This window comes from Streptomyces sp. B6B3 (genome assembly GCF_039871525.1).
In the GTDB taxonomy this organism is placed as follows: Bacteria; Actinomycetota; Actinomycetes; order Streptomycetales; family Streptomycetaceae; genus Streptomyces.
This window is the reverse complement of sequence record NZ_JBDPLU010000021.1, coordinates 1-20996: the sequence shown is the minus strand read 5'-3', so window position 1 is coordinate 20996 and position 20996 is coordinate 1. Positions and strand designations below refer to the sequence as shown.

Below are 20996 nucleotides of genomic sequence, written 5' to 3'. Positions count from 1 at the left end.
CCGCTGTGGTGTGAACAAGGGATTGAGGCAATCGCCCGGCGCCTGGAGCCCGAGCGGCGAGCGGTCAGTGCGCCGCTTGCTCTTCCATGCGTCGCCGAAGACTCAGGGGACGCATGTCCGTCCACACCTCACCGATGCGCGCGAGGCATTCCGGGCGTTTTCCCTCGGTGCCCTCGGCACGCCAACCGGCGGGCAACTCGCGGTCCGCCCACCAGATGGAATACTGCTCCTCATCGTTGACCACGACGCGGTAAATCTGGTCGTCGTCCTGCTCATCAGCCATGAGAAATCCTGCTCCATACGTGGTTTGGAGAATTCCACATCCTGGCGCAGCAGTTTTCTCGGGCAGCCAATACTCCGTCTATACCGAAGCTATGGGGGCCGGCGGGAGGAAGAAGCCCTCCGGCCCGGGCCCGATGGTGTCGGGCCGGGCCGGAGGGCACATGAAGGACCGGGTCAGCGCGGCGCGCCCGGCGGGGCGGCGCCGACCCGTTCGGCCGGGGCCCCGGCCGCGGCTTGCGGGGGGTCGGCCGGTTCCGCGCGGCGGCCCGGCAGGTGCCAGGCGCGCTCGCCGAGCAGTGCCATCGCGGCGGGGAGCAGGACACCGCGGATGAGCGTCGCGTCGATCAGGATGGCCACGGCCATCCCCACGCCCATCATCTTGTTCTCGATGGCCGACAGGGTGATGAAGACGCTGAACACGGCGATCATGATGACGGCCGCGCTGGTCACCACTCCGGCGCTGGCCGAGACGCCGCCGACGACGGCCTCCCGGGCGGTGGCACCAGCCAACCGCCGCTCGCGGATTCTGCTGAGGATGAAGATGTGGTAGTCCATGCTCAGGCCGAACAGGACGACGAACATGAACAGCGGCAGCCAGCTGGACACGCCGCCGTACGCGGTGAAGCCGAGCAGCGAGCCGAGGTGGCCGTCCTGGAACACCCAGGTCAACACCCCGTAGGCGGCCGCCATCGACAGCAGGTTGAGCACGATCGACAGCAGCGGGACGGCCAGCGAGCGGAACACCAGCAACAGCAGGACGAAGGCCAACACCAGGACGAACCCGACGACGAGGGCGGTCCGCCCGGTGACCTGGTCCTTGAAGTCCTCTGCGAAGGCGGTCCGGCCGGCGACGGCGTAGTCGACGTCCTCGACGTCGTCGAAGACCTCCGGCAGGACGACCTCGCGCAGCAGTTCCAGTGCCTCGTTGGAGACGTCGTCGGTGCCGCTGCCGGCGAGCGGGACGCGCACCATGAGCACGTCGTCGATCCGCACGGTGGAGACCGGCCCGGCCAGCAGGCCGTCGCTCTCCGCGATCTGCTGGTCCAGCGCGTCGACCGCCGCGAGCACCTCCGGGCTGTCCGCGCTCCCACCGTCGACGCCCCACACCGCGATGCGCGCCGGGGTCGGCGCGCCGGTGAAGGACTCCTGCATCCGGATCGCGGCGTCCACGGTGGGCGCGCTGCGCGGCAGGCTGCTGACGACCGGCGCGTCCTGCAGCCTCATGTTCATCGCGGGGATCGCCATCACGAGCAGCACCAGCACCGCGCCGCTGCCCCACAGTGTCGGCCGGGCGACCACGGAACGCGCCAGCCGCTGCCAGCCCCGGGACGGCTCCGCGCTGGTCCGCCGCCTGCCGAGCCAGGGCACCCTGCCCTTGTCGACGCGGTGTCCGAGGGCGGCGAGCAGGGCCGGCAGCACCGTCACGGAGGCGGTCATCGCCAGCACGACGACCAGCGCCGTGCCGAGCGTGAGGCCCCGGAACACGTCGAGGCCGGTGAGCAGCAGGCCGGACAGGCACAGCACCACCGTCACCCCGGAGACGATGACGACGTGGCCCGACGTGCGCGACGCGATGTGCAGCGACTCCAGGACGCCGCGTCCCGCGGCCCGTTCCTCGCGTTCGCGCCGCAGGTAGAACAGCGAGTAGTCGACGCTGACCGCGACGCCGACGAGCAGGATCATGGCCGTCACGGCGCTGTTGACGGCGACCCACTGCTCGAACACCTGCAGCAGGCTGAAGGTGGCCACCACCGTGGTGGCGGCCAGCAGCAGCGGTATCGACGCGGCGACCAGGGCGCCGAAGACCACCAGGAGGATCAGCAGGGTGAGCGGCAGCGACGTCCTCTCGGCGCTGGCGAAGTCGTCCTTGACGGCGTCGTCCACCGCCCGGGACAGGCTCACGTCGCCGGCCTGCGCCACCCGGACGTCCTGGTGGCGCTCGGCCACCGCCTCGACGGCCGCGATGACGCCGTCGATGTGCGCGTCCATCTCGTCGTTGGGTCCGGCGACGAAGAAGGTGACCAGGCCGGACCGGCCGTCGTCGGAGATCAGTTCCTCGGCCCCCGGGTCGAGCGGGGTGCGCAGACCGGTCACCATGCCCGGGGTCCTGGCGAACTCGTCCACCAGGTCCTCGGTCGCGCTGACGAGGGCGGGGTCGTCCAGGAAGTCACCGCCGCCGTCGCCCAGCGGCTGGACGAGCACGTTCTCCAGGACCGGTTCGTAACTCTCCTGGGCCCGCACCACCTCTCTCACCTCACCGGACTCCCCGGGGTCGGCCACGCCGGCGCTGCCGCCCGCGAGCAGGCCGCTGGCCAGCACGGAGACGAGGACCAACGCCAGCCAGCCGCCGATCGCCAGGCCGCGGTGCCGGATCGACCATCCGGCGATCCGCTCGATGAACACGCCCTGGCCGCCGTGGCCGCGCGATGCCCCGTCCGGGGACTCCTCCGTCGTTAAGCGACTCGGCGGACCGGCGGCCCCCTGCTCTCCTTGCGCTCCTAAGCCGCTGTCTTCGGGCAGCATGTGACCACGGTCCTTCCGTGAAAGGTGAAAAGAGGCGATGCTTCGACAACTCGCCGGGCGGCGAGGTGGGGTGTCTCCCGCCGAGTCGTCACCAGGCGCTCGGCGGTCCGGGGTGTTCCTCACCCGGTCACTCGATCTCCTTGATGATCCGCTCCATCGACCGCACCCGGTCCTGGAGATCGGTGATGCGGTCAACGATGTCGGCCAACTGGCGCTGGAGGGCTTCCTGCTGCTGGACCGCCTGGTCGGCGAGCGTCCGGTACTCGTGGTCGCGCGCCAGAGTCGCCCGCGCCCGCCAGGTCGCCGCCATGTTCCAGACGACGATGGTGACCACCACGGAGATCATTCCGAAGATCCCGACGGCGCCGATCACTTCCGTCACGTCCCGGTCGTTCATGACGGGGTTCCCTTCTCGCCGTTCTGTTGGGCGTCGTCGGGCGAGCCGAGCGTCAGCGCGGCGGCCGCGAGGCTTTCGGGGGTGAGGTGCAGCACGAAGGGCGTCACCTCGTAGTACTTCATCAGCTTCCCGTCGCTCGACACCTCCAGGTCGGCCTGGACCAGCCCCGCGACCTCGAGTTTCTTGAGATGGGCCTGGAGGAGCGGACGGCTGATGCCGAGCTCACGCGCCAGCCGGCTCACGTAGGTGCGCCGACGGGACAGGGCCGCGATCACGCGCAGCCGGTGCGGGTTGGACAGCGTGCCCAGCATCAGCAGCAGCCTGTCCCCGTCGGGGAGCGGGGCGTTCACCGCGCACCACCCGAGGGTCCGTAACGACGACTCCGCCGCCCGGGGGACGTCCGAGACATCCCAGCCGCTCCGGGTGCCCCAGTCGTTCCGGATGCTCCGGACGCTTCCGATGCCCTGGGGCGCTGCCACGTGTGTGACGTCGTCATGGTCGGGCGCACTCACCACCATCCCGCTCACAGGGCCGTTCCCAGGCGTCGGTCGAGCCCTCGCCGCAGGACCACGGCGACGCCCGCGACGAGCAGCGACACCACAGGACCGATGACGAGGGGGGAGACGTCGTGCGCGGGCAGGCGCCCGCTCACGTAACCGGACCCGGTGGTGTACGACACGAAGATCGCCTCGGCGATTGCCGCGCCGATCAGGTAGTCACGCAGCCGGAAGCGGGTGACCCCCGCGGCGAGCCCGCCCAGCCCGCGGCCCGCCGGCACGAAGCGCACCGCGATCACCGCCGGCACACCGTGTCGCTGGAGCCGCCCGGTCAGCCACTCCAACATCGAACGGCGCCGGGCACCGCGCGACAGCCACGCCCGCGCGCGGCCGCTCGATCTGTGCCCCACCCAGTAGACGAGGGCGTCGCCCACGACCATGCTGCTCAGCACGACGAGCAGCAACGGTATGAGGCTGAGGACGTCGGTCGCGGCGAGCGTCCCCGCGCCGACCAGCAGCGCGGAGTTCGGCACCATGGGCGGCAGGGTGACGAGGACGAGGATCGCGTACATCCACCACGCGTCTGTCATGTCGACCACTCCCACGGTTACGGCTCGCCGGACACCACCTGCCTAGAAAAGCTTGCAGGTGCCAAAACTGAGAAGCAACACCGGGGAGACCGACTCGGGGGAAACTGCGGACTGGCCCCTAGGGGTCGCGGACGAGCGGCCTCAGGGTCTCTCGGCGGGGCTCGGCTCGTCCCCGGCGACCAGGGCGCCCGCCGGCGGGCGCTCGGTGGGCAGGAGCCGGTCCGACAACAGCGTCACCAACCGGGGCAGCGAGTCGTCGAGGTAGAAGTGCCCGCCGTCCAGGACCTGTACCTCGGCACCGCCGATGGCGTAGTCCTGCCACCGGGCCAGGTCGGCCGGGCTGACGGACGCGTCCTCGTGGCCGCCGACGGCGATCAGGGGGCAGGTCAGCGGGGCGCCCGCCGCGAAGCGGTAGGTCTCGACCAGTCGCAGGTCAGCGGCGAACGCGGGGTAGGCGATCCGCCACAGCTCCTCGTCCCGCTCCATCGCCCGCGCGCCCTCGCCACCGATCTCGCGGAGGAAGGACCGGACGTCGTCCTCCCCGAACGACAGACCCCTGGGGGTTCGTTCGGCGGGCGCCTCGCAGGCCGAAACGAAGAGGGCGTGCAGCGGCGAGGGGAAGCGGGGCCGGAGCCGACGGGCGGCCTCGAAGGCCACCAGGGCCCCCATGCTGTGCCCGAAGAACGCGGTGGGGCGATCGAACGGCGCGTCCATCACCGCCACGATCTCCTCCGCCAGTTCGGCGACGGACTCCGGGGCGGGCTCTCCGTGCCGGTCCTGGCGCCCCGGGTACTGAACGGCCGTCACCTCGACCGTCTCCGGCAGCGCGTGCGCCAGGTCGCGGAACGCGCTGGCCGCGCCCCCGGCATGCGGGAAGCAGTACAGGCGCACCCGCGAGCCGGGACGCGACACGAACCGCCGGAAAGGACCGGTACCGCTCATCATGCGCTCCTGCGCTGTCGCGGGGAAAAACGCTTCACGAACCCGTGCCGCCGCATTAGGCATGCCGGCCGTGACGCGGGTCCTTCCAGTATCGGCCTTCGGACTATACGGCCGCTATAAGCGCCGAATTCGTCGACGACAGGGGAGACAAGGCATCGGCCGACTGGTACTTTCCTGACGGCAGTCCCGGTCATCGTGATGGGCCGTGAGTTCGGCCGGACCGAACGGGAGGGTCGGGCATGGGAATGCGCGCGATCGCAGATATCTGGCCGTTGACCGCCACCCAACAGGGGATGCTCTTCCACGCGGAGTACGACCCCGAGACCACCGACGTCTACCGCGGACAGGGCTGGCTGGAATTAGCGGGACCACTCGATCTCGACGCGTTGCGGGCCGCTTTCCGGAAGGTGACGCTCCGGCACGCGTCGCTGCGGGCCGGATTCGGCACTCTGGACACGGGCGAGACCGTGCAGGTGGTCCTGCGCGACGTGGCGGCCCCCTGGACCGAGTTGGACCTGCCCGGCGCGGACCGGGCCGCCGTGGAGGCGGCGACGCGCCGGGAGTGGCTCCGCCGGTTCGACCTGACCAGACCTCCGCTGCTGCGGGTGCTCGTGCTACGGCTCGGCGAGGACCTGCACCGCGTGGTGCTCACCCTCCATCACCTGATCTGTGACGGCTGGTCGCTGCACCTGCTCTTCGAGGAGTGGCTGGCGCTGTACGAAAGCGGCGGCGACGACTCGTCGTTGCCGCCCGCCACGCCCTTCTCGGAGTACCTTGCCTGGCTCGCCGGCCAGGACCGCCAGGCCGCCGCCGCGGCCTGGCGGTCGGCACTTTCCGGGGCGGAGCCGACGCTGGTCGCGCCGGGCAAGGGCACCGGCGCGCCCACCGATCCGGTCCGCCTGTCCCTCCCCCTCTCCCCCGCGCTCACCGCGGCGTCGCGGCGGCAGGCGCGGCGGCTCGGGGTGACCCCGAGCACGCTCGTGCGCGGCGCCTGGGGGATCCTGCTCGGCCGGCTGCACGGTCGGGCGGACGTGGTGTTCGGAACGACGGCCTCCAGCAGGCCGCCGGACGTCCCGGGCATCGACCGCGGCGTCGGCATGTTCCTCACCACTCTGCCGGTTCGGGTGCGGTGGGCCGAGGACGAGTCGCTGGCGCGTCTCCTCGGCCGGCTCCTCGATGAGCAGACCGCGATGCTGCCGCACGAGCACCTGAGCCTCACCGAGGTGCGACAGCTCGTCGAAACCCGCGGGTTGTTCGACACCCTGACGGACTTTCAGAGCTCCCCGGCCACCGTGGGGGGCTTCGACCCCGACGCGGCCCGTACCCTCCGCGACGGTGTGCGGGTGCTCGCGACCGGCGGCCGGAGCGCGGCCCACTACCCGCTGGTGCTGTCCGCGACGGCCGTCGACGTCCAGCTGACCTACCGGCCCGACCTGTTCGACCGGGACGAGGTCGAGACGCTGGCCGCCCGTCTGGTGCGGGTGCTGGAGGGTGTCGCCGGCGACGCCTCGCTCCCGGTGGCCGAGATCGACGTGCTGCTCCCGGGCGAACGGGAGCGGCTCACCGCCGGCGCCGCCGCGGTCCTCCCCGCCGCGGAGGGTGAGGCCGCGGACGATGCGGCCGCGGACACGGTGCTCGACGCCTTCGACCGGGTCGTGGCCCGCCACCGCGACCGGGAGGCCGTCGTGTCCCGCGACACCAGTCTCACCTACGGCGAACTCGACGGTCGCGCCAATGCGTTCGCCCACGTGCTGGCCTCCCTCGGAGTGACCGCGGGTGACCTGGTCGCGGTCGCCCTGCCGCGCTCCGCCGAACTGCTGGTGGTGTTCCTCGGCATCGCCAAGGCCGGTGCCGCCTTCGTGCCCGTCGATCCGAACGAGCCCGCGGATCGCGCCGACGCCCTGCTCGCGGACGCCGCGCCCACTCTCGTGGTGACCGAGGATGTCCTGCGGAGGGCCGCCGCCGGCACCGCCGACCCGGCCCCGCCGCCCTCGGTCCGCGTCACCGCCGACTCCGCCTTCTACGTGATGTACACCTCCGGCTCGACCGGCACCCCGAAGGGCGTCACCGCCACCCACGGCGGTGTCGCGGCCCTGGCGGCCGACCCCTGCTGGGGTGGCGTCCCCACGGGCCGGACGCTGTTCCACGCCCCGCACACCTTCGACGCCGCGACCCTGGAGATCTGGGTGCCGCTGCTCAACGGCGGCACCGTCGCGGTGGCCCCCGCCGGGGTCGTCGGGCCGGTCGAACTCCCCGCCCTCGTCGCCGACCTGGGCCTGACCGCCGTGCACCTGACGGCGGGCGTCTTCCGCGTCGTGGCTCAGGAGAACCCCGCGTGCCTCGCCGGCCTGCGGCATGTCCTCACCGGAGGCGACGTGGTGCCCGTCCGGGCCGTCGCCCAGGTGGCCGAGGCGTGCCCCGAGGTGGAGATCCGCCATCTGTACGGCCCCACCGAGACGACCCTGTGCGCCACCGTCCACACCCGACCGCCCGGCACCCCTGGCCCGTGGGACGTCCTGCCCCTGGGCTCGCCTCGGGCGGGCTTCGGGCTGCACGTTCTCGACCACCGCCTGCGCCCCGTGCCCCCCGCCGTCCCCGGCGAGCTGTACGTGACCGGACCCGGCGTCGCCCGCGGCTATCTCGGCCGCCCCGGCCTGACCGCCGAACGCTTCGTCGCCAACCCCTTCGCCCCGGCTACGAGCACCCCCTCCCAGGCCGCCAGGGCCTGGGGGAGGATGTACCGCACCGGCGACCGGGTCCGCCGGACCGCGGACGGTGACCTGGTGTTCCTCGGCCGCGCCGACGACCAGGTCAAGATCCGCGGCCACCGCGTCGAACCCGGCGAGGTCGCCGCCGTGCTCGGACGGTGCCCGACGGTCGCCCAGGCGGCGGTGGCGGTCGGCACGGCCCCCGACGGCGGCCGGCGACTGGTCGCGTACGTGGTGCCCGAGAGCCCGGGAACGCCCGGCGACGAGGTCGCCGGGGAGGTCGCCGAGACCGCGCGGCGGTACGCGGCCGAACGGCTGCCGGACTTCATGGTGCCCACCGCTTTCGTGCCGCTGGACGCCATGCCGCTGACGCCGAACGGCAAGGTGGACCACGCGGCGCTGCCGGCCCCCGACCTCGCCGGCGGGTCCGCCGGCCGCGAGCCCCGCACCCGGACCGAGGCCGCCCTGTGCGCGCTCTTCGCCGAGGTCCTCGGCCGGGAACGGACGGGCGCGGAGGACGACTTCTTCGACCTCGGCGGCGACTCGCTGCTGGCCATGCGGGTGGTCGCCCGGGTCCAGGCGGACCTCGACGCCGGGATCAGCATCCGGGAGTTCTTCGCGGAACCGACCGCTGCCGGACTGGCCCGGCGGATCGAGGCGGCGGGACGCGGGCCACGGACGGCGTTGCGGCCGGAGCCGCGGCCGGAGCGGGTGCCGTTGTCGTTCGCGCAGCGTCGGATGTGGTTCCTCAACCAGTTGGACGCCGACCGGCCGGACGGGGCGGCCGCCGCGTACCACCTGCCGCTCCCGCTGCGGGTGTCGGGCCCGCTGGACGTGGCCGCGCTGCGCGCGGCGTTGGGAGACGTGGCCGACCGGCACGAGGCGCTGCGGACGGTCCACCCGGCCGTGGACGGCACGCCGTACCAGCGGATCCTGACGGGTGAGGCCGGTCGCCCGGGGCTCGTCGTGCGGGACGTGCCCGACGAGGACGAGCTGCCCGGACTGCTCGCCGAGCTGAGCGGCCGCGCGTTCGACGTGCGGGTGGACCTGCCCTGGCGGGTGTGGCTGCTGCGGCTGGCGCCGGCGGACGCCGTGCTGCTGCTGGTGATGCATCACATCGCGTCCGACGGGAGGTCGCTGGACGTGGTGACGCGCGACCTGACGACCGCCTACGCCGCGCGGCGGGCGGGCCGGGCGCCCGCGTGGCCGCCGCTGGACGTGCAGTACGCCGACTTCGCGCTGTGGCAACGCCGGGTGCTGGGCGAGTGGCACGAGCCGGACGGTCTCGCCGGCGCCCAGGTGGCGTACTGGCGCACGGCCCTGGCGGGCCTGGCACCCGAAACGCGGTTGCCGAGGGACAGGCCCCGCCCGGCGGTCGCGTCGTTCCGCGGCGCGGCGGTGCCGGCGACGGTGGACGCCGGGACGCACGCGCGGCTCGTGCGGTTGGCCGCCGAGCGCCGGGCGACGGTGTTCATGGTGGTGCACGCCGCGCTGGCGGTGACGCTCGCCCGCACGGGGGCGGGCCGGGACGTGCCGATCGGCACCGCCATCGCCGGGCGCGGGGAGGCTCGGCTGGAGGAGTTGGTGGGTTTCTTCGCCAACACCCTGGTGCTGCGTGCCGATCTGCGCGGCGACCCCACGTTCATCGAGGTGCTGCGCCGGGTGCGGGAGACGGACCTGGCGGCGTACGCGCACCAGGACGTCCCGTTCGAGCGGCTGGTGGAGGTGCTCAACCCGGCCCGGTCGCTGTCCCGCAACCCGCTGTTCCAGGTGATGTTGGCGGTGCGGAGCACGCCGGACGCCCGGTGGGAGCTGCCCGGCCTGACCGTGTCGCCGGTCCGGTCACCGACGCCGCCGCCGGCCCGCTTCGACCTGTCGGTCGAGCTGGTCGAGCGGCACGACCCGGACGGTACGCCGGCTGGCCTGGAGGGTGGGGTCGTCTACGCCGCCGACCTGTTCGAGGCGGCCACGGCGCGGGCCCTGACGGACCGGCTGACCCGCGTGCTTGAGCAGGTCGCGCGGGATCCGGGGCTGCGGCTGAGCGGGATCGACGTGCTGGACGGGGCCGAACGGGCGCTGCTGGTGTCGGGGGGAAACGCCACGCCGTCTCCGGCGTCCCCCGGCCCGCCGGAGACGTGGCTTGAGCTGTTCCGGGCCCGGGTCGAGGCGTCGCCGGCCGCGGTGGCGGTGCGCTGTGGCGCCGAGACCGTGACGTACGCCCAGTTGGAGGAGCGGGCGGACCGGCTGTCCCGCTTCCTGACCGGCCTGGGGGTGGGCCGGGAGACCCGGGTGGGGCTGTGCCTGCCGCGTGGGGTGGGCATGATCTCGGCGATGCTGGCGGTGCTCGGGGCCGGCGGGGCGTTCGTGCCGCTCGACCCGGACCATCCGGCCGAACGCCTCGACCTCATGGTCGCCGACTCCGGCGTCGCCGTCGTGCTCGGCGCCGGCGGCCTGCCCCGACTACCGTCGCGGGTGCGGGCGGTGACCCTGGTGGACGCCGAACACGCCGCGGCGCGGGTCCCCTCGGGGGACACCCGGGGACCTGACGGCCCGACCGGCGCCCCGCCGGGCGGGACGATCCTGCCTGACCAGCTGGCGTACGCGATCTACACCTCGGGCTCCACCGGGCGGCCCAAGGGCGTGGCGGTGTCCCACCGGGGCTTGGTCAACCTCGCTCGTGCCATGCGACCCGTGCTGGATGTCCGCGAGGGCGTGACGGCGTTGCAGTTCGCGTCGTTCAGTTTTGACGCCGCGGTCCTGGACGTGGTCACCACGCTGGCCGCGGGCGGCACGCTGGCCATCGCGGTCGGCGCGGAGCGCACCGAGCCCGAGGCGCTGGCGGGCCTGATCCGCGCCGCGGGCGTGACGGTGGCGAGCGTGGTGCCGTCGCTGCTGGGCGTGCTGGACCCGGAGTCGGTGCCGGGGGTGTCGACGTGGGTGCTGGGCGCGGAGCGGCTGAGCGCCGGCCTGGCCTCGCGCTGGACGCCGCGGGCACGAGTGTGGAACACCTACGGGCCGACCGAGGCCACCGTCATCACCACCGCGGCGCCGGTGGACCCCGGGATCACCCCGGAGGACGCGCCGCCGTCGATCGGCCGCCCGATCGGCGCCATGCGGGTGTTCGTGCTGGACGACGTCCTCCAGCCGGCTCCCGTCGGCACCGTGGGCGAGGTGTACATCACGGGCCCCGGACTGGCCCGGGGCTACGTCGACCAGCCGGGAGCGACCGCCGGACGGTTCGTGGCCTGCCCGTTCGTCGAGGGCGGGCGGATGTACCGCAGCGGGGATCTGGCCCGGTGGACCGCCGAGGGCCGGCTGGACTTCGCGGGCCGGGCGGACGACCAGGTCAAGGTGCGGGGCTTCCGCATCGAGCCCGGCGAGGTCGAGGCCGTGCTCGTCGCGCATCCCGCCGTCGCCCAAGCCGCCGCCACCGTCCGCGAGACCCGCCACGGCGACCGACGCCTGATCGGGTACGTCGTCCCCGCGGGCGACGGCGTCGACCCCGCCGCCGTCCGGGACTTCGCCGCGGCCCGGCTGCCGGCGTACCTGGTCCCCGCCCGGGTGGTCGCCCTGCCGGCCCTGCCGTTGACCCCCAACGGCAAGATCGACCGGGCCGCCCTGCCCGACCCCGCCACCGCCACCCGGGAGACCGGGAGTGAGACGGCGGGCGCGGACGAGCCGGCGGACGACGTCGAAGCGGCGGTGCGCGGCCTGTTCGCCGAGGTGCTGGGCGTGACGCGGGTGGCCGCCGACGCCGACTTCTTCGACTCGGGCGGCGACTCGCTGCTGGCGGTCACCCTCACCGCACGCCTCCGCGACGAACTCGGCGTGCCGCTGAGCGTGCGGGACCTCTTCGCCGCGCCCACGCCCCGCGGCGCGGCGCGGACCGTGCGAACGCGGGCCCCGCGGGCCGGGGCTCTCCCCGCGCCGCGCCGGGGCGACCGGACCGGGCGGCACCCAGACGACCTGGCCGTGCTGATACCGCTGCGGCCGGCCGGTGACCGCGCCCCGCTGTTCTGCTTCCACCACAGCACCGGACTGAGCTGGGGTTATTCGGCCCTGCTCCCCCACCTGCCGCCCGACCAGCCCGTCTACGGGCTCCAGGCGCGAGGGCTGGCCGGCCCCGAGTTCCTGCCTGACGGCATCCCCGCCATGGCGGCCGACTACGCCGACCGGATCGGCGAGCTCCGGGCCACCGGCCCGCACCACCTTCTCGGCTGGTCGCTGGGCGGCGTGCTGGCCCACGCCGTCGCCACCGAACTCCAGGGGCGGGGCCAGGAGGTGGGACTGCTCGCGCTCCTCGACGCCTTCCCGCCACGCCCCTCGTCGGAACCCCTGACGGACATCCCCGAGGACCTTCCCGAGGACCTTCCCGAGGACTTCGACTGGGGCGACGGCGAACGGGACGAGCACGCCGAGGACGACCCGTTCCAGCAGCGGACGAGGACGGTCACCCGGCACACGGCGCGGCTGCTCCGCCGCCACACGCCCCGCCGCTTCCACGGCGGCCTGCTCCTCTTCCTCGCGACCGAGGACCGGCCGGCCGAGCTCCCCCTGGCCCGGGCGCGCACTCTCTGGAGCCCGTTCGTCGCCGGGGACATCGAGACCCACGAGGTGGCCGTCGACCACGCCGGCATGCTCCACCCCGACCCCGTGGCGCGCATCGGGCGCCTGGTCACACGGCGGCTCCAGGCCCTGCCGGACGCCTCGGCTGCGACGACCCGTCGCCCGGCACGCCCGTGACTCGCGAGGACCGGCAGCAACGGAGGGGAACGATGGACGAGCGGTCCGGACACGCACTGCCGCTGTTCGACAGCCAGGAGGAGATCTGGCTGGCCCAGGGCATGCGGGGCTCCCAGCTGTACAACGTCGGTCAGCACGTCGAGATTCGGGGCCCCGTGGACATCGGCGTCCTCCAGGCGGCGCTGCGGCTGGTCGTCGCCGAGACGGAGGTCTTCCGGGCGCGGTTCGCGGAGGGCGGTGACGGCGTGTCGCAGAGCTTCGGGCCGCCGCCGGACCCCGGGCCGCGGGTCGTCGACCTCAGCGCCGAACCGGACCCCCGACGGACGGCCGAGCTGAGGATGCGTGCGGAGCTGTGGCGGGCCTCCGACCCGACGCGGGACCGGCTGTTCTCCTTCACCCTGTTCACGCTCGCACCGGATCACTTCCTGCTCTTCCAGTGCCACAACCACCTGCTGGTGGACGGCTTCGGCTGCGCGCTGGTGGCCCGCCGGGTGGCCGAGGTGTACACCGCGCTGCTGCGCGGTGAGACCCCGGGGCCAGCGGGACACGCACCGCTCCGCGACCTGTGGGAGCAGCGGGCCGCCTACCGGGAGTCGGACGTCTGGTCCCGCGACCGACGTTACTGGCACGACCGGTTCGCCGACCGTCCGGAAGCGACCGGCGTGCCCGGTCGCCCGTCCCTGGCGCGCGAGGGCGCCCTGCACGAGACGGGATGGCTGCCGGCACCGGCGGTGGCGGCGCTGACCGCCGCGGCCGACGGCGCGGGCGTGCGGCGGTCGCGGGTGCTGCTGGCGACCGTGGCGGGCTTCGTCAGCCGCCTGACGGGGGCGCGCGACGTCGTGCTGAGCCTGGCGGTGCCCGGCCGGGTCACCGCCCAGGAGCGCGCCACGCCGTGCACGATGGCGAACATGCTGCCCTTGCGGCTGACCGTGGAAGCGGGCGCGGACCTGGCCGGGCTGGCCCGGCAGGCGGAGTCGGCGGTGCGCGACCTGCTGGACCACCAGCGGTTCCGGGGCGAGCGGCTCCGCCGCGAGCTGGGCTGGCCCGGCGGCGAAGGGTGGTTCTTCGGGCCGTACGTCAACATCCTGCCGACCGGCGCCGACGACGTGTGGTTCGGCGGAAGCCGGGGGGTCATCCGGGACAACCTGGCCATCCGCCGGGTGGACGAGTTCGGGGTGCTGGCCGACCGGTGGACCCGCCAGGCGCTGCGGATCACCCTGGACGCCAACCCCGATGTCTACGACCGCGACTGGGCCCGGGGCGGTCACCGGGCGTTCCTGCGCTTCGTGGACCAGGCCGTCGCCGACCCCGCCGCGCCGCTCGGCCGGAGCGACCTGACCGGTGCCGGCGGGCGTTCCCGCCACCGGGCGGCCGAGCCGGACCCCGCCGCCGCCCGTCCGCCGGCCGACGAGCTGTGGCTGGACCTCTTCCGTGCCCAGGTGGCCCGCACGCCGGACGCCGTCGCGCTGCGCTGCGGGGAGGAGGCGCTGTCGTACGCCGAGGTGGCGGGGCGCGCGAACCGGCTCGCCCACCACCTGGCCGGTCTCGGGGTGGGCGCGGAGTCCCGGGTGGCCCTGTGCCTGCCCCGTGGGGTGGACACGGTCGTCGCGATGCTGGCGGTGTGGCTGGCCGGCGGCGCCTTCGTACCGTTGGATCCCGACCATCCGGCCGACCGTCTCGCCCACGTGGTCGAGGACGCCGACGCGACCGTGGTTCTGGCCACCGAAGCCACCCGTGCCCGGCTCCCCGCCGCCGCGCGCGTGGTGCTCCTGGACGACCCGCACGCCCGGGACGCCGGCGCGGCGGCGCCGGCCGCCGCGCCGGAGACGCACACCACCCCGGCGCACCTGGCGTACGTCATCCACACCTCGGGCTCCACCGGGCGTCCCAAGGGCGTGGCCGTCACGCACCGGGGCCTGGCCGGCCTGGCCCGGGCCATGCGCCCCGTGCTGGGCGTGGGCGAGGGCGTGACGGCGTTGCAGTTCGCCTCCTTCGGCTTCGACGCCGCCGTCCACGACGTGGTCACCACGCTGGCGGCCGGCGGGACCCTGGCGATCGCCGGCAGCGGCGAACGCACCGAACCGCGAGCCCTGGCGGACCTGATCCGCCGGGCGGAGGTGTCGGTCGCGCTGGTCTTCCCCTCCCTGCTGGCCGTCCTCGACCCCGAGGCCGTCCCCGGCGTGCAGAACTGGGTGCTGGGCGCGGAGCGGTTGACCGCCGGCCTCGCCGCCCGGTGGACGCGACACGCCCGCGTCTGGAACGCCTACGGCCCGACCGAGGCCACGGTCGTCGCCACCACCACCCCCGAGCCGATCAGCCCGGGCCTCGCCCCCCACGACCCCGCCCCGGCCATCGGCCGGCCGCTGCCGCACACCCGGGCCCACGTCCTGGACGCCTTCCTGAGCCCCCTGCCCGCCGGCGTCACCGGCGAGCTCTACCTCTCGGGGCCCGGCCTGGCCCGCGGCTACGTCGGCCAGCCGGGCCTGACCGCGGAACGCTTCGTCGCCTGCCCCCACGGCGACCGGCCCGGCCAACAGATGTACCGCACCGGCGACCTGGCCCACTGGGACGACGCGGGGCAGCTGCACTTCGACGGCCGCGCCGACGCCCAGGTCAAGATCCGCGGCCACCGCGTCGAGCCCGGCGAGATCGAGGCGGCCCTCACCACCCACCCCCGCATACGTCAGGCCACCGTCGTCGCCCGCGACGACCGGGCGGGCGAACGCCGCCTCGTCGGCTACGTCGTGGCCGACGCCGCCGACACCTCCGACGGGCCCGACCCGGGTCCCGACCCCGAGGCGGTGCGCGACCATGTGGCCGGGATCCTGCCCGCGCACCTGGTCCCCGCCACCGTCATGGTCCTCCCCGCCCTGCCGTTGACCCCCAACGGCAAGATCGACCGCACGGCCCTGCCCGCCCCGGAGGCGGCCGGCCGGCACCGGGGACGTGCCCCCGCCACCCCCGTGGAGGCCACGCTCTGCCGGCTGGTCGCCGAGGTTCTCGGGCTGGACGACGCCGAGGAGGTCGGCGCCGACGCGTCCTTCTTCGAGCTCGGCGGCGACTCCATCCTGGCCATGCTGCTGGTCTCTGGTGCCCACCGCGCCGGCCTGGCCCTCACCTCCCACCAGGTGTTCCGGCTGCGCACCCCCGCCGCCCTGGCGGCCGTCGCCGTCCCGACGGACGGGGCGGCACCGGACGCCGGCGAGCCGGGGGTGGGCGAGGTGCCGCTGACCCCGGTGGCGCGTCAGGTGCTCGACCGGGTCGGGCCCGACGGGATGGGCGAGCTCGTGCAGTGGGGCGTCGTGGAGACGCCCGCCGAGCTGAGCCTTGAGGTGCTGGTCGCGGGGCTGCGGACGGTGGTGCGGCGGCACGACGTGCTGCGGGCGCGGCTGGAGACGGAACCGGACGCGCGGCTGGTGGTGTCCGAGGCGGAGCCGGTGCCCGTCGAGTCGTGGGTGCGCCGGATCGAGGCGGCCGGGCGGGACCTGACCGACCTGGTGCGGGCACACGAACGCGCGGCGGTGCGCCGACTGGACCCGCTGGCCGGGGTGATGGCGCAGGCGGTCTGGCTGGACGCCGGGCGGAACGCTCCGGGGCGGCTGCTGATCGTCGCCAGCCACCTGGTGGTCGACACGGTCTCCTGGGGGGTGCTGCTGCCGGAGCTGGCGCAGGCGTGCCGGGCGGTGGCGGGCCGGGAACCGGACACCCCGCGGGCCGGCACGTCGTTCCGGGCCTGGGCACGGGCCCTGGTCAGGGAGGCCGGCGACGAGCGGCGCCTGGCCGAGCTCCCGCGTTGGCGGCGGCTGGTCGGAGAGCGCGACCCGGCGCTGACGCCCGAGCCCGTGGACCCGGATCGCGACCTGGAGGCGACCGTGCGCCAGGTGTCGGTCACCGTTCCGCCGGACGTCACCCACGCGTTGCTGCGGACGGTTCCTGGGGCGTTCCACGCCGGGGTCGACGAGGTGCTGCTGGCGGGGCTGGCCGCGGCGGTGACCGAATGGCGGGGCTCCGAGGTCGCCGCCGGCTTCCTCGTGGACGTGGAGCGCCACGGGCGGGTGCCGCTGGGCGAGGGGATGGAACTGTCACGGACCGTGGGCTGGTTCACCGCCCTGCATCCGGTCCGGCTGGACGCGGGGGCCGTGGACCCGGCCGAGGTGCGGGCGGGCGGCCCGGCCGCGGGTCGGGTGCTGAAACGCGTCAAGGAGCAGGTGCGCGCCGTTCCGGGTGACGGACTCGGTTTCGGGCTGCTGCGTCACCTCAACCCCGCGACCGCGCCCACCCTGGCCGCGCTGCCGACGCCCCAGATCGGCTTCAACTACCTGGGCCAGCGGACCGGCGGGGCCGAGGTGGGCGCGGACGCGCCCGCGCGGGCGCCCGTGATGCACGCGCTGGAGATCCTTTGCGCGGTCGGTGACGGGCCGGAGGGGAGGCCGGTGCTCACGCTGCGCCTCGGGTGCCCCGCGCGGCTGCTGGACGAACCGGAGGTGCGCCGGCTGGTGGCCGGCTGGGCGGCGATGCTGGCCGGCCTGGCCGCGCACGCCGCACGGCCGGGCTCCGGCGGCCACACCCCGTCCGACTTCCCCCTGGTCACGGTCGACCAGGCGCAGATCGACGCGTGGCAGAGGGAAACACCCAGCCTGGCCGAGGTGTTGCCGGTCTCTCCGCTCCAGGAGGGGCTGTTCCTCCACTCCCTGTTCGACGAGCCGGGCGCCCCCGACGTGTACGTGGAGCAGCTGGTCATCGACCTGGCGGGACCGCTGGACGCGGCGACGCTGCGGGTGTCCTGGCAGGCGCTGGTGGAACGGCACCCCACGCTGCGGGCCGGCTTCCGCCGGCTGGACGGGTCGGAGCGGACGGTGCAGCTGATCGCCGGGGATGTGACGCTGCCCTGGCGGTCGGAGGACCTGACCGGGCTCGACGGTGCGGCGGCGCTGGCCGCGGCGGAACGGCTCTGTGTCGAGGATCGGGCCAGGGGCTTCGACCTGGCGCGGCCGCCCCTGCTCCGGGTGGCCCTGCTGCGCACGGCGCCGGATCGGCACCGGATGGCGGTCACGTTGCATCACATCGTGCTGGACGGCTGGTCGCTGTCGGTCCTGCTCCGTGAGCTGTGGGCCGGGTACGCCGCCGGCGGCGACGCGGGCGGGCTGCCGCCGGTCACGCCCCACCGCGCGCACCTGGCCTGGCTGGGGCGGCGGGACCTGCGGGCGGCGCGGCGGGCGTGGCGGCGGGCGCTCGACGGCGTCGCGGAGGCCACGCTGGTCGCCCCGCACCGCCCGAGGGCCACCCCCGACCTCACCCGTATCGTGACCAGCGAGCCCGATCCGCGGCTGGCGGCGGCGGTGCGCGCGACGGCGCGGCGGTGCGGGGTCACGGTCAACACCCTCGTCCAGGTCACCTGGGCCCTGGTGGTCCGGCAGCTGACCGGCCGACGCGACGTCGTGTTCGGCACGACCGTGGCCGGCAGGCCGGCCGAACTGCCCGGCATGCGGGACATGGTGGGCCTGTTCACCAACACCGTCCCGGTCCGTGTCCGCCTCGACCCCGCTGACTCCCTGGAGGAGCTGCTGGTGCGGACGCAGGCCCAGCAGTCGGCGCTCCTGGAGCACCAGCACCTCGGGCTCACCGAGATCCACGGGCTCGCCGGGCCGGGAGCGGGCTTCGACACGCTGGTGGCGTTCGAGAACTATCCGGGTTCCCTGGCGGAGCGGCCCGCCGTCAGCGGCCTCACCGTCACCGGCTCGGTGCTGCGGGAGTCGTCCGAGTTCGCCCTCGCGCTCGTCGTCCTCCCGGCCGAGGACCTGAAGTTCTGGCTCAACTACCGCGCCGACCTCGTCGAGGAGGACGACGCCAGGGCCGTCATCGCGCGGGTGGCCCGGGTGCTGCGACAGATCGCCGACGACCCGGGGGCGCCGCTGCGGGACATGGAGCCGCTCGACCCGGCCGAGCGGTCCCTGGTGGTGTCGGAGTGGAACGACACGGCGTCGCCGGTCTCAGCCGGCACGCTGCCCGAGGCGATCCGGGCCCACGCCGAACGGTCACCCGACGCGGTGGCCGCCCGACGCGGCGACGAGGCGGTGTCGTACGCCGAGTTGGACGCCCGCGCCAACCGGCTGGCCCGTCACCTGACGAGCCTGGGCGTGGGCCCCGAGGTCCGGGTGGGGCTGTGCCTGCCGCCGGGGGTGGACATGATCGTCGCGATCCAGGCGGTGTGGCAGGCCGGCGGCGCCTTCGTGCCGCTCGACCCCGAGTACCCGGCCGACCGGCTCGCCTACATGGTCTCCGACAGCGGAGCCGCGGTGGTGCTGGGCGACGCGCGGAACCTGGCGCGGCTGCCGACGGGCGGGGCCCGGCCGGTGTCGCTGAGCGACGCCGAACGCGCGGCGGCGGGCGAGGCGCCCGAGCCCCCGGAGGCGGCGGCCGAACTCGACCGACTCGCCTACGTCATCTACACCTCGGGGTCAACCGGCCGGCCGAAAGGTGTAGCGGTCGCCCACCGGGGCCTGATGAACCTGGTCGACGCCATGCGTCCGATGCTGGGCACCGACGGGCACGTCACCGCCCTCCAGTTCGCCTCGTTCAGCTTCGACGCCTCCGTGCTCGACGTGGCCCTGGTCCTGGGCACGGGCGGGACGCTGGCGATCGCGTCCGGCGAGGAGCGCGCCGACCCCCAGGCGCTGGCGCGGATGGTCCGCGCCTCCGGCGTGACGGTGGCGAGCGTGGTGCCGTCGCTGCTGGGGGTGCTCGACCCCGCGTCCGTGCCGGGGGTCGCGACGTGGATCGTGGGCGGGGAATCGCTGACCGCGGACCTCGCCAGCCGCTGGACCGCCCAGGCCACCGTGATCTACGGCTACGGCGTCACCGAGGCCACCGTCGTCACCACCGTGGGTCCCGTGGACGCGGGCGTCTCCCCCGACGACCAGCCACCGCCCGTGGGCCGCCCGATCGGCAACACGCGGGTGTATCTCCTCGACGACTTCCTCAACCCGGTGCCGGTCGGGGCGATCGGCGAGGTCTACGTCTCCGGCCCCGGACTCGCCCGCGGCTACGTCGGCCAGCCGGGCCTGACCGCGGAACGCTTCGTCGCCTGCCCGTTCGGCGACGCCCCGTTCGGCGACACCTCCCAGGCCGCCAGGCCGCCGGGTGGGGGCACCTCCCAGGCCGCCAGGCCGCCGGGTGGGGGCACCTCCCAGGCCCCCAGGCCGCCGGGTGGGGGCACCTCCCAGGCCGCCAGGGCCTGGGGGAGGATGTACCGCACCGGCGATCTGGCCAGGTGGACGGCCGACGGCCGCCTGTGCTTCGTGGGCCGGGCCGACGCCCAGGCCAACCTCAACGGCTACCGCATCGAACTCGGCGAGGTCGAGGCCGTCCTCGCCGCCCATCCGGATGTCGCCCAGGCCACCGTGGTCGTCCGCGAGGACCAGCCGGGCGACCGACGCCTGATCGCCTACGTGACCGGCGTGACCGGCGCCGCGCGGGAGGTCCGGGCCCGCCCGCTGCACGAGTTCGCCGCAGCCCGGCTGCCCGGCCACATGGTGCCCGCGGCGATTGTGCCGCTACCGAAGCTGCCGCTGACACCCAACGGGAAGATCGACCGGGACGCGTTGCCCACCCCCGGCGACGAGGCGACCGCTCCCCCAGCGCCAGACCATGACGGCCCGGCGCCCACCGCCAGGGGCCCCCGCACCGAGACGGAACGGGCCGTCCACCGGATCTGGTGCCAGGTCCTGGGACACGGCGGCTTCGGGACGCGCGACAAGCTCTTCGAGATCGGGGGGAGTTCGTTGACACTGCTGACGATCCGGGGAGAACTCACCCGCCTCTGCGGTGAGGAACTGCCCGTCGCACTGTTCTTCGAGCACTCGACCATCGAGGCCATGGCGGAGCTGGTCGACCAACGCGATCTCCGCAGGGTGCCCGACGGGCCCGGCGGACCCGACGAGGGCGACGCGCGCAGCCATGAGCTGTAGACCGCCGCGGCCGGTTCATCGGGCCGACCAGGGTCCGGGCCTTAGGTACGCCGCTGACGTGTCGGTATCGACCCTTGGACACGTCGTGGGACCTGGTTTTCGACTTCGGTCTCAGCCCATGGCCGTCGGGTAGTCGTGGAAGCCTGCGGCTCGTTTGCGTCCGGTGCGGCCCTGGGCGATGAGTTTCAGGAGTAGCGGGCTGGGGTGGAAGCGCGGGTCTGAGGTGTGTTCGTGCAGGACGTTGAGGGTGTCGACGATGGTGTCCAGGCCGATGAGGTCGGCGGTGGCCAGCGGCCCGGTGGGGTGGCCGAAGCAGTCGCGGAAGATCCGGTCGACGGTGGCGGGGC

General features: G+C 74.4%; 9 protein-coding genes. 2 read left to right on the top strand and 7 right to left on the bottom strand.

Annotation, left to right across the window (positions count from 1 at the left end; translation table 11 throughout):
* Positions 1 to 64 precede the first annotated feature (64 nt).
* The 6 genes from ABGB06_RS31750 to ABGB06_RS31725 form a co-directional block, all read right to left on the bottom strand.
* Entirely contained in the window at positions 65 to 283 is a 219-nt protein-coding gene (locus ABGB06_RS31750; protein ID WP_347596203.1) for an MbtH family NRPS accessory protein, read from the bottom strand.
* Positions 284 to 456: 173 nt separating this feature from the next.
* Positions 457 to 2685 carry an MMPL family transporter gene (locus ABGB06_RS31745; RefSeq protein ID WP_347596201.1) on the bottom strand — a complete coding sequence of 743 codons (2229 nt, stop codon included), beginning with the start codon at positions 2683 to 2685 and terminating at the stop codon, positions 457 to 459.
* A gap of 247 nt (positions 2686 to 2932) precedes the next feature.
* Complete coding sequence (locus tag ABGB06_RS31740; RefSeq protein WP_347596199.1) at positions 2933 to 3202, bottom strand: hypothetical protein; 270 nt, start codon at positions 3200 to 3202, stop codon at positions 2933 to 2935.
* On the bottom strand, positions 3199 to 3513 hold the full coding sequence (locus ABGB06_RS31735; RefSeq protein ID WP_347596432.1) for a winged helix-turn-helix domain-containing protein: 315 nt from the start codon (positions 3511 to 3513) through the stop codon (positions 3199 to 3201). Before ABGB06_RS31735 ends, ABGB06_RS31740 begins: the two co-directional genes overlap by 4 nt.
* Before the next feature lie 212 nt (positions 3514 to 3725).
* Complete coding sequence (locus tag ABGB06_RS31730; RefSeq protein WP_347596196.1) at positions 3726 to 4289, bottom strand: VTT domain-containing protein; 564 nt, start codon at positions 4287 to 4289, stop codon at positions 3726 to 3728.
* Positions 4290 to 4430: 141 nt separating this feature from the next.
* Positions 4431 to 5234: an alpha/beta fold hydrolase gene (locus tag ABGB06_RS31725; protein ID WP_347596194.1), complete on the bottom strand. Its 804-nt coding sequence runs from the start codon at positions 5232 to 5234 to the stop codon at positions 4431 to 4433.
* Between the two features lie 236 nt (positions 5235 to 5470).
* On the opposite strand from ABGB06_RS31725, the gene ABGB06_RS31720 reads away from it, so the two are divergent.
* Together ABGB06_RS31720 and ABGB06_RS31715 are read left to right on the top strand one after the other, a co-directional pair.
* Positions 5471 to 12682 carry an amino acid adenylation domain-containing protein gene (locus ABGB06_RS31720; protein WP_347596192.1) on the top strand — a complete coding sequence of 2404 codons (7212 nt, stop codon included), beginning with the start codon at positions 5471 to 5473 and terminating at the stop codon, positions 12680 to 12682.
* 32 nt (positions 12683 to 12714) lie between these two features.
* Positions 12715 to 20649: an amino acid adenylation domain-containing protein gene (locus ABGB06_RS31715; RefSeq protein WP_347596189.1), complete on the top strand. Its 7935-nt coding sequence runs from the start codon at positions 12715 to 12717 to the stop codon at positions 20647 to 20649.
* Positions 20650 to 20760: 111 nt separating this feature from the next.
* Here the strand turns inward: ABGB06_RS31715 and ABGB06_RS31710 are convergent.
* Positions 20761 to 20996 (bottom strand): 3-hydroxyacyl-CoA dehydrogenase family protein (locus ABGB06_RS31710; RefSeq protein ID WP_347596186.1); only part of this gene is annotated, 236 nt, incomplete at its 5' end.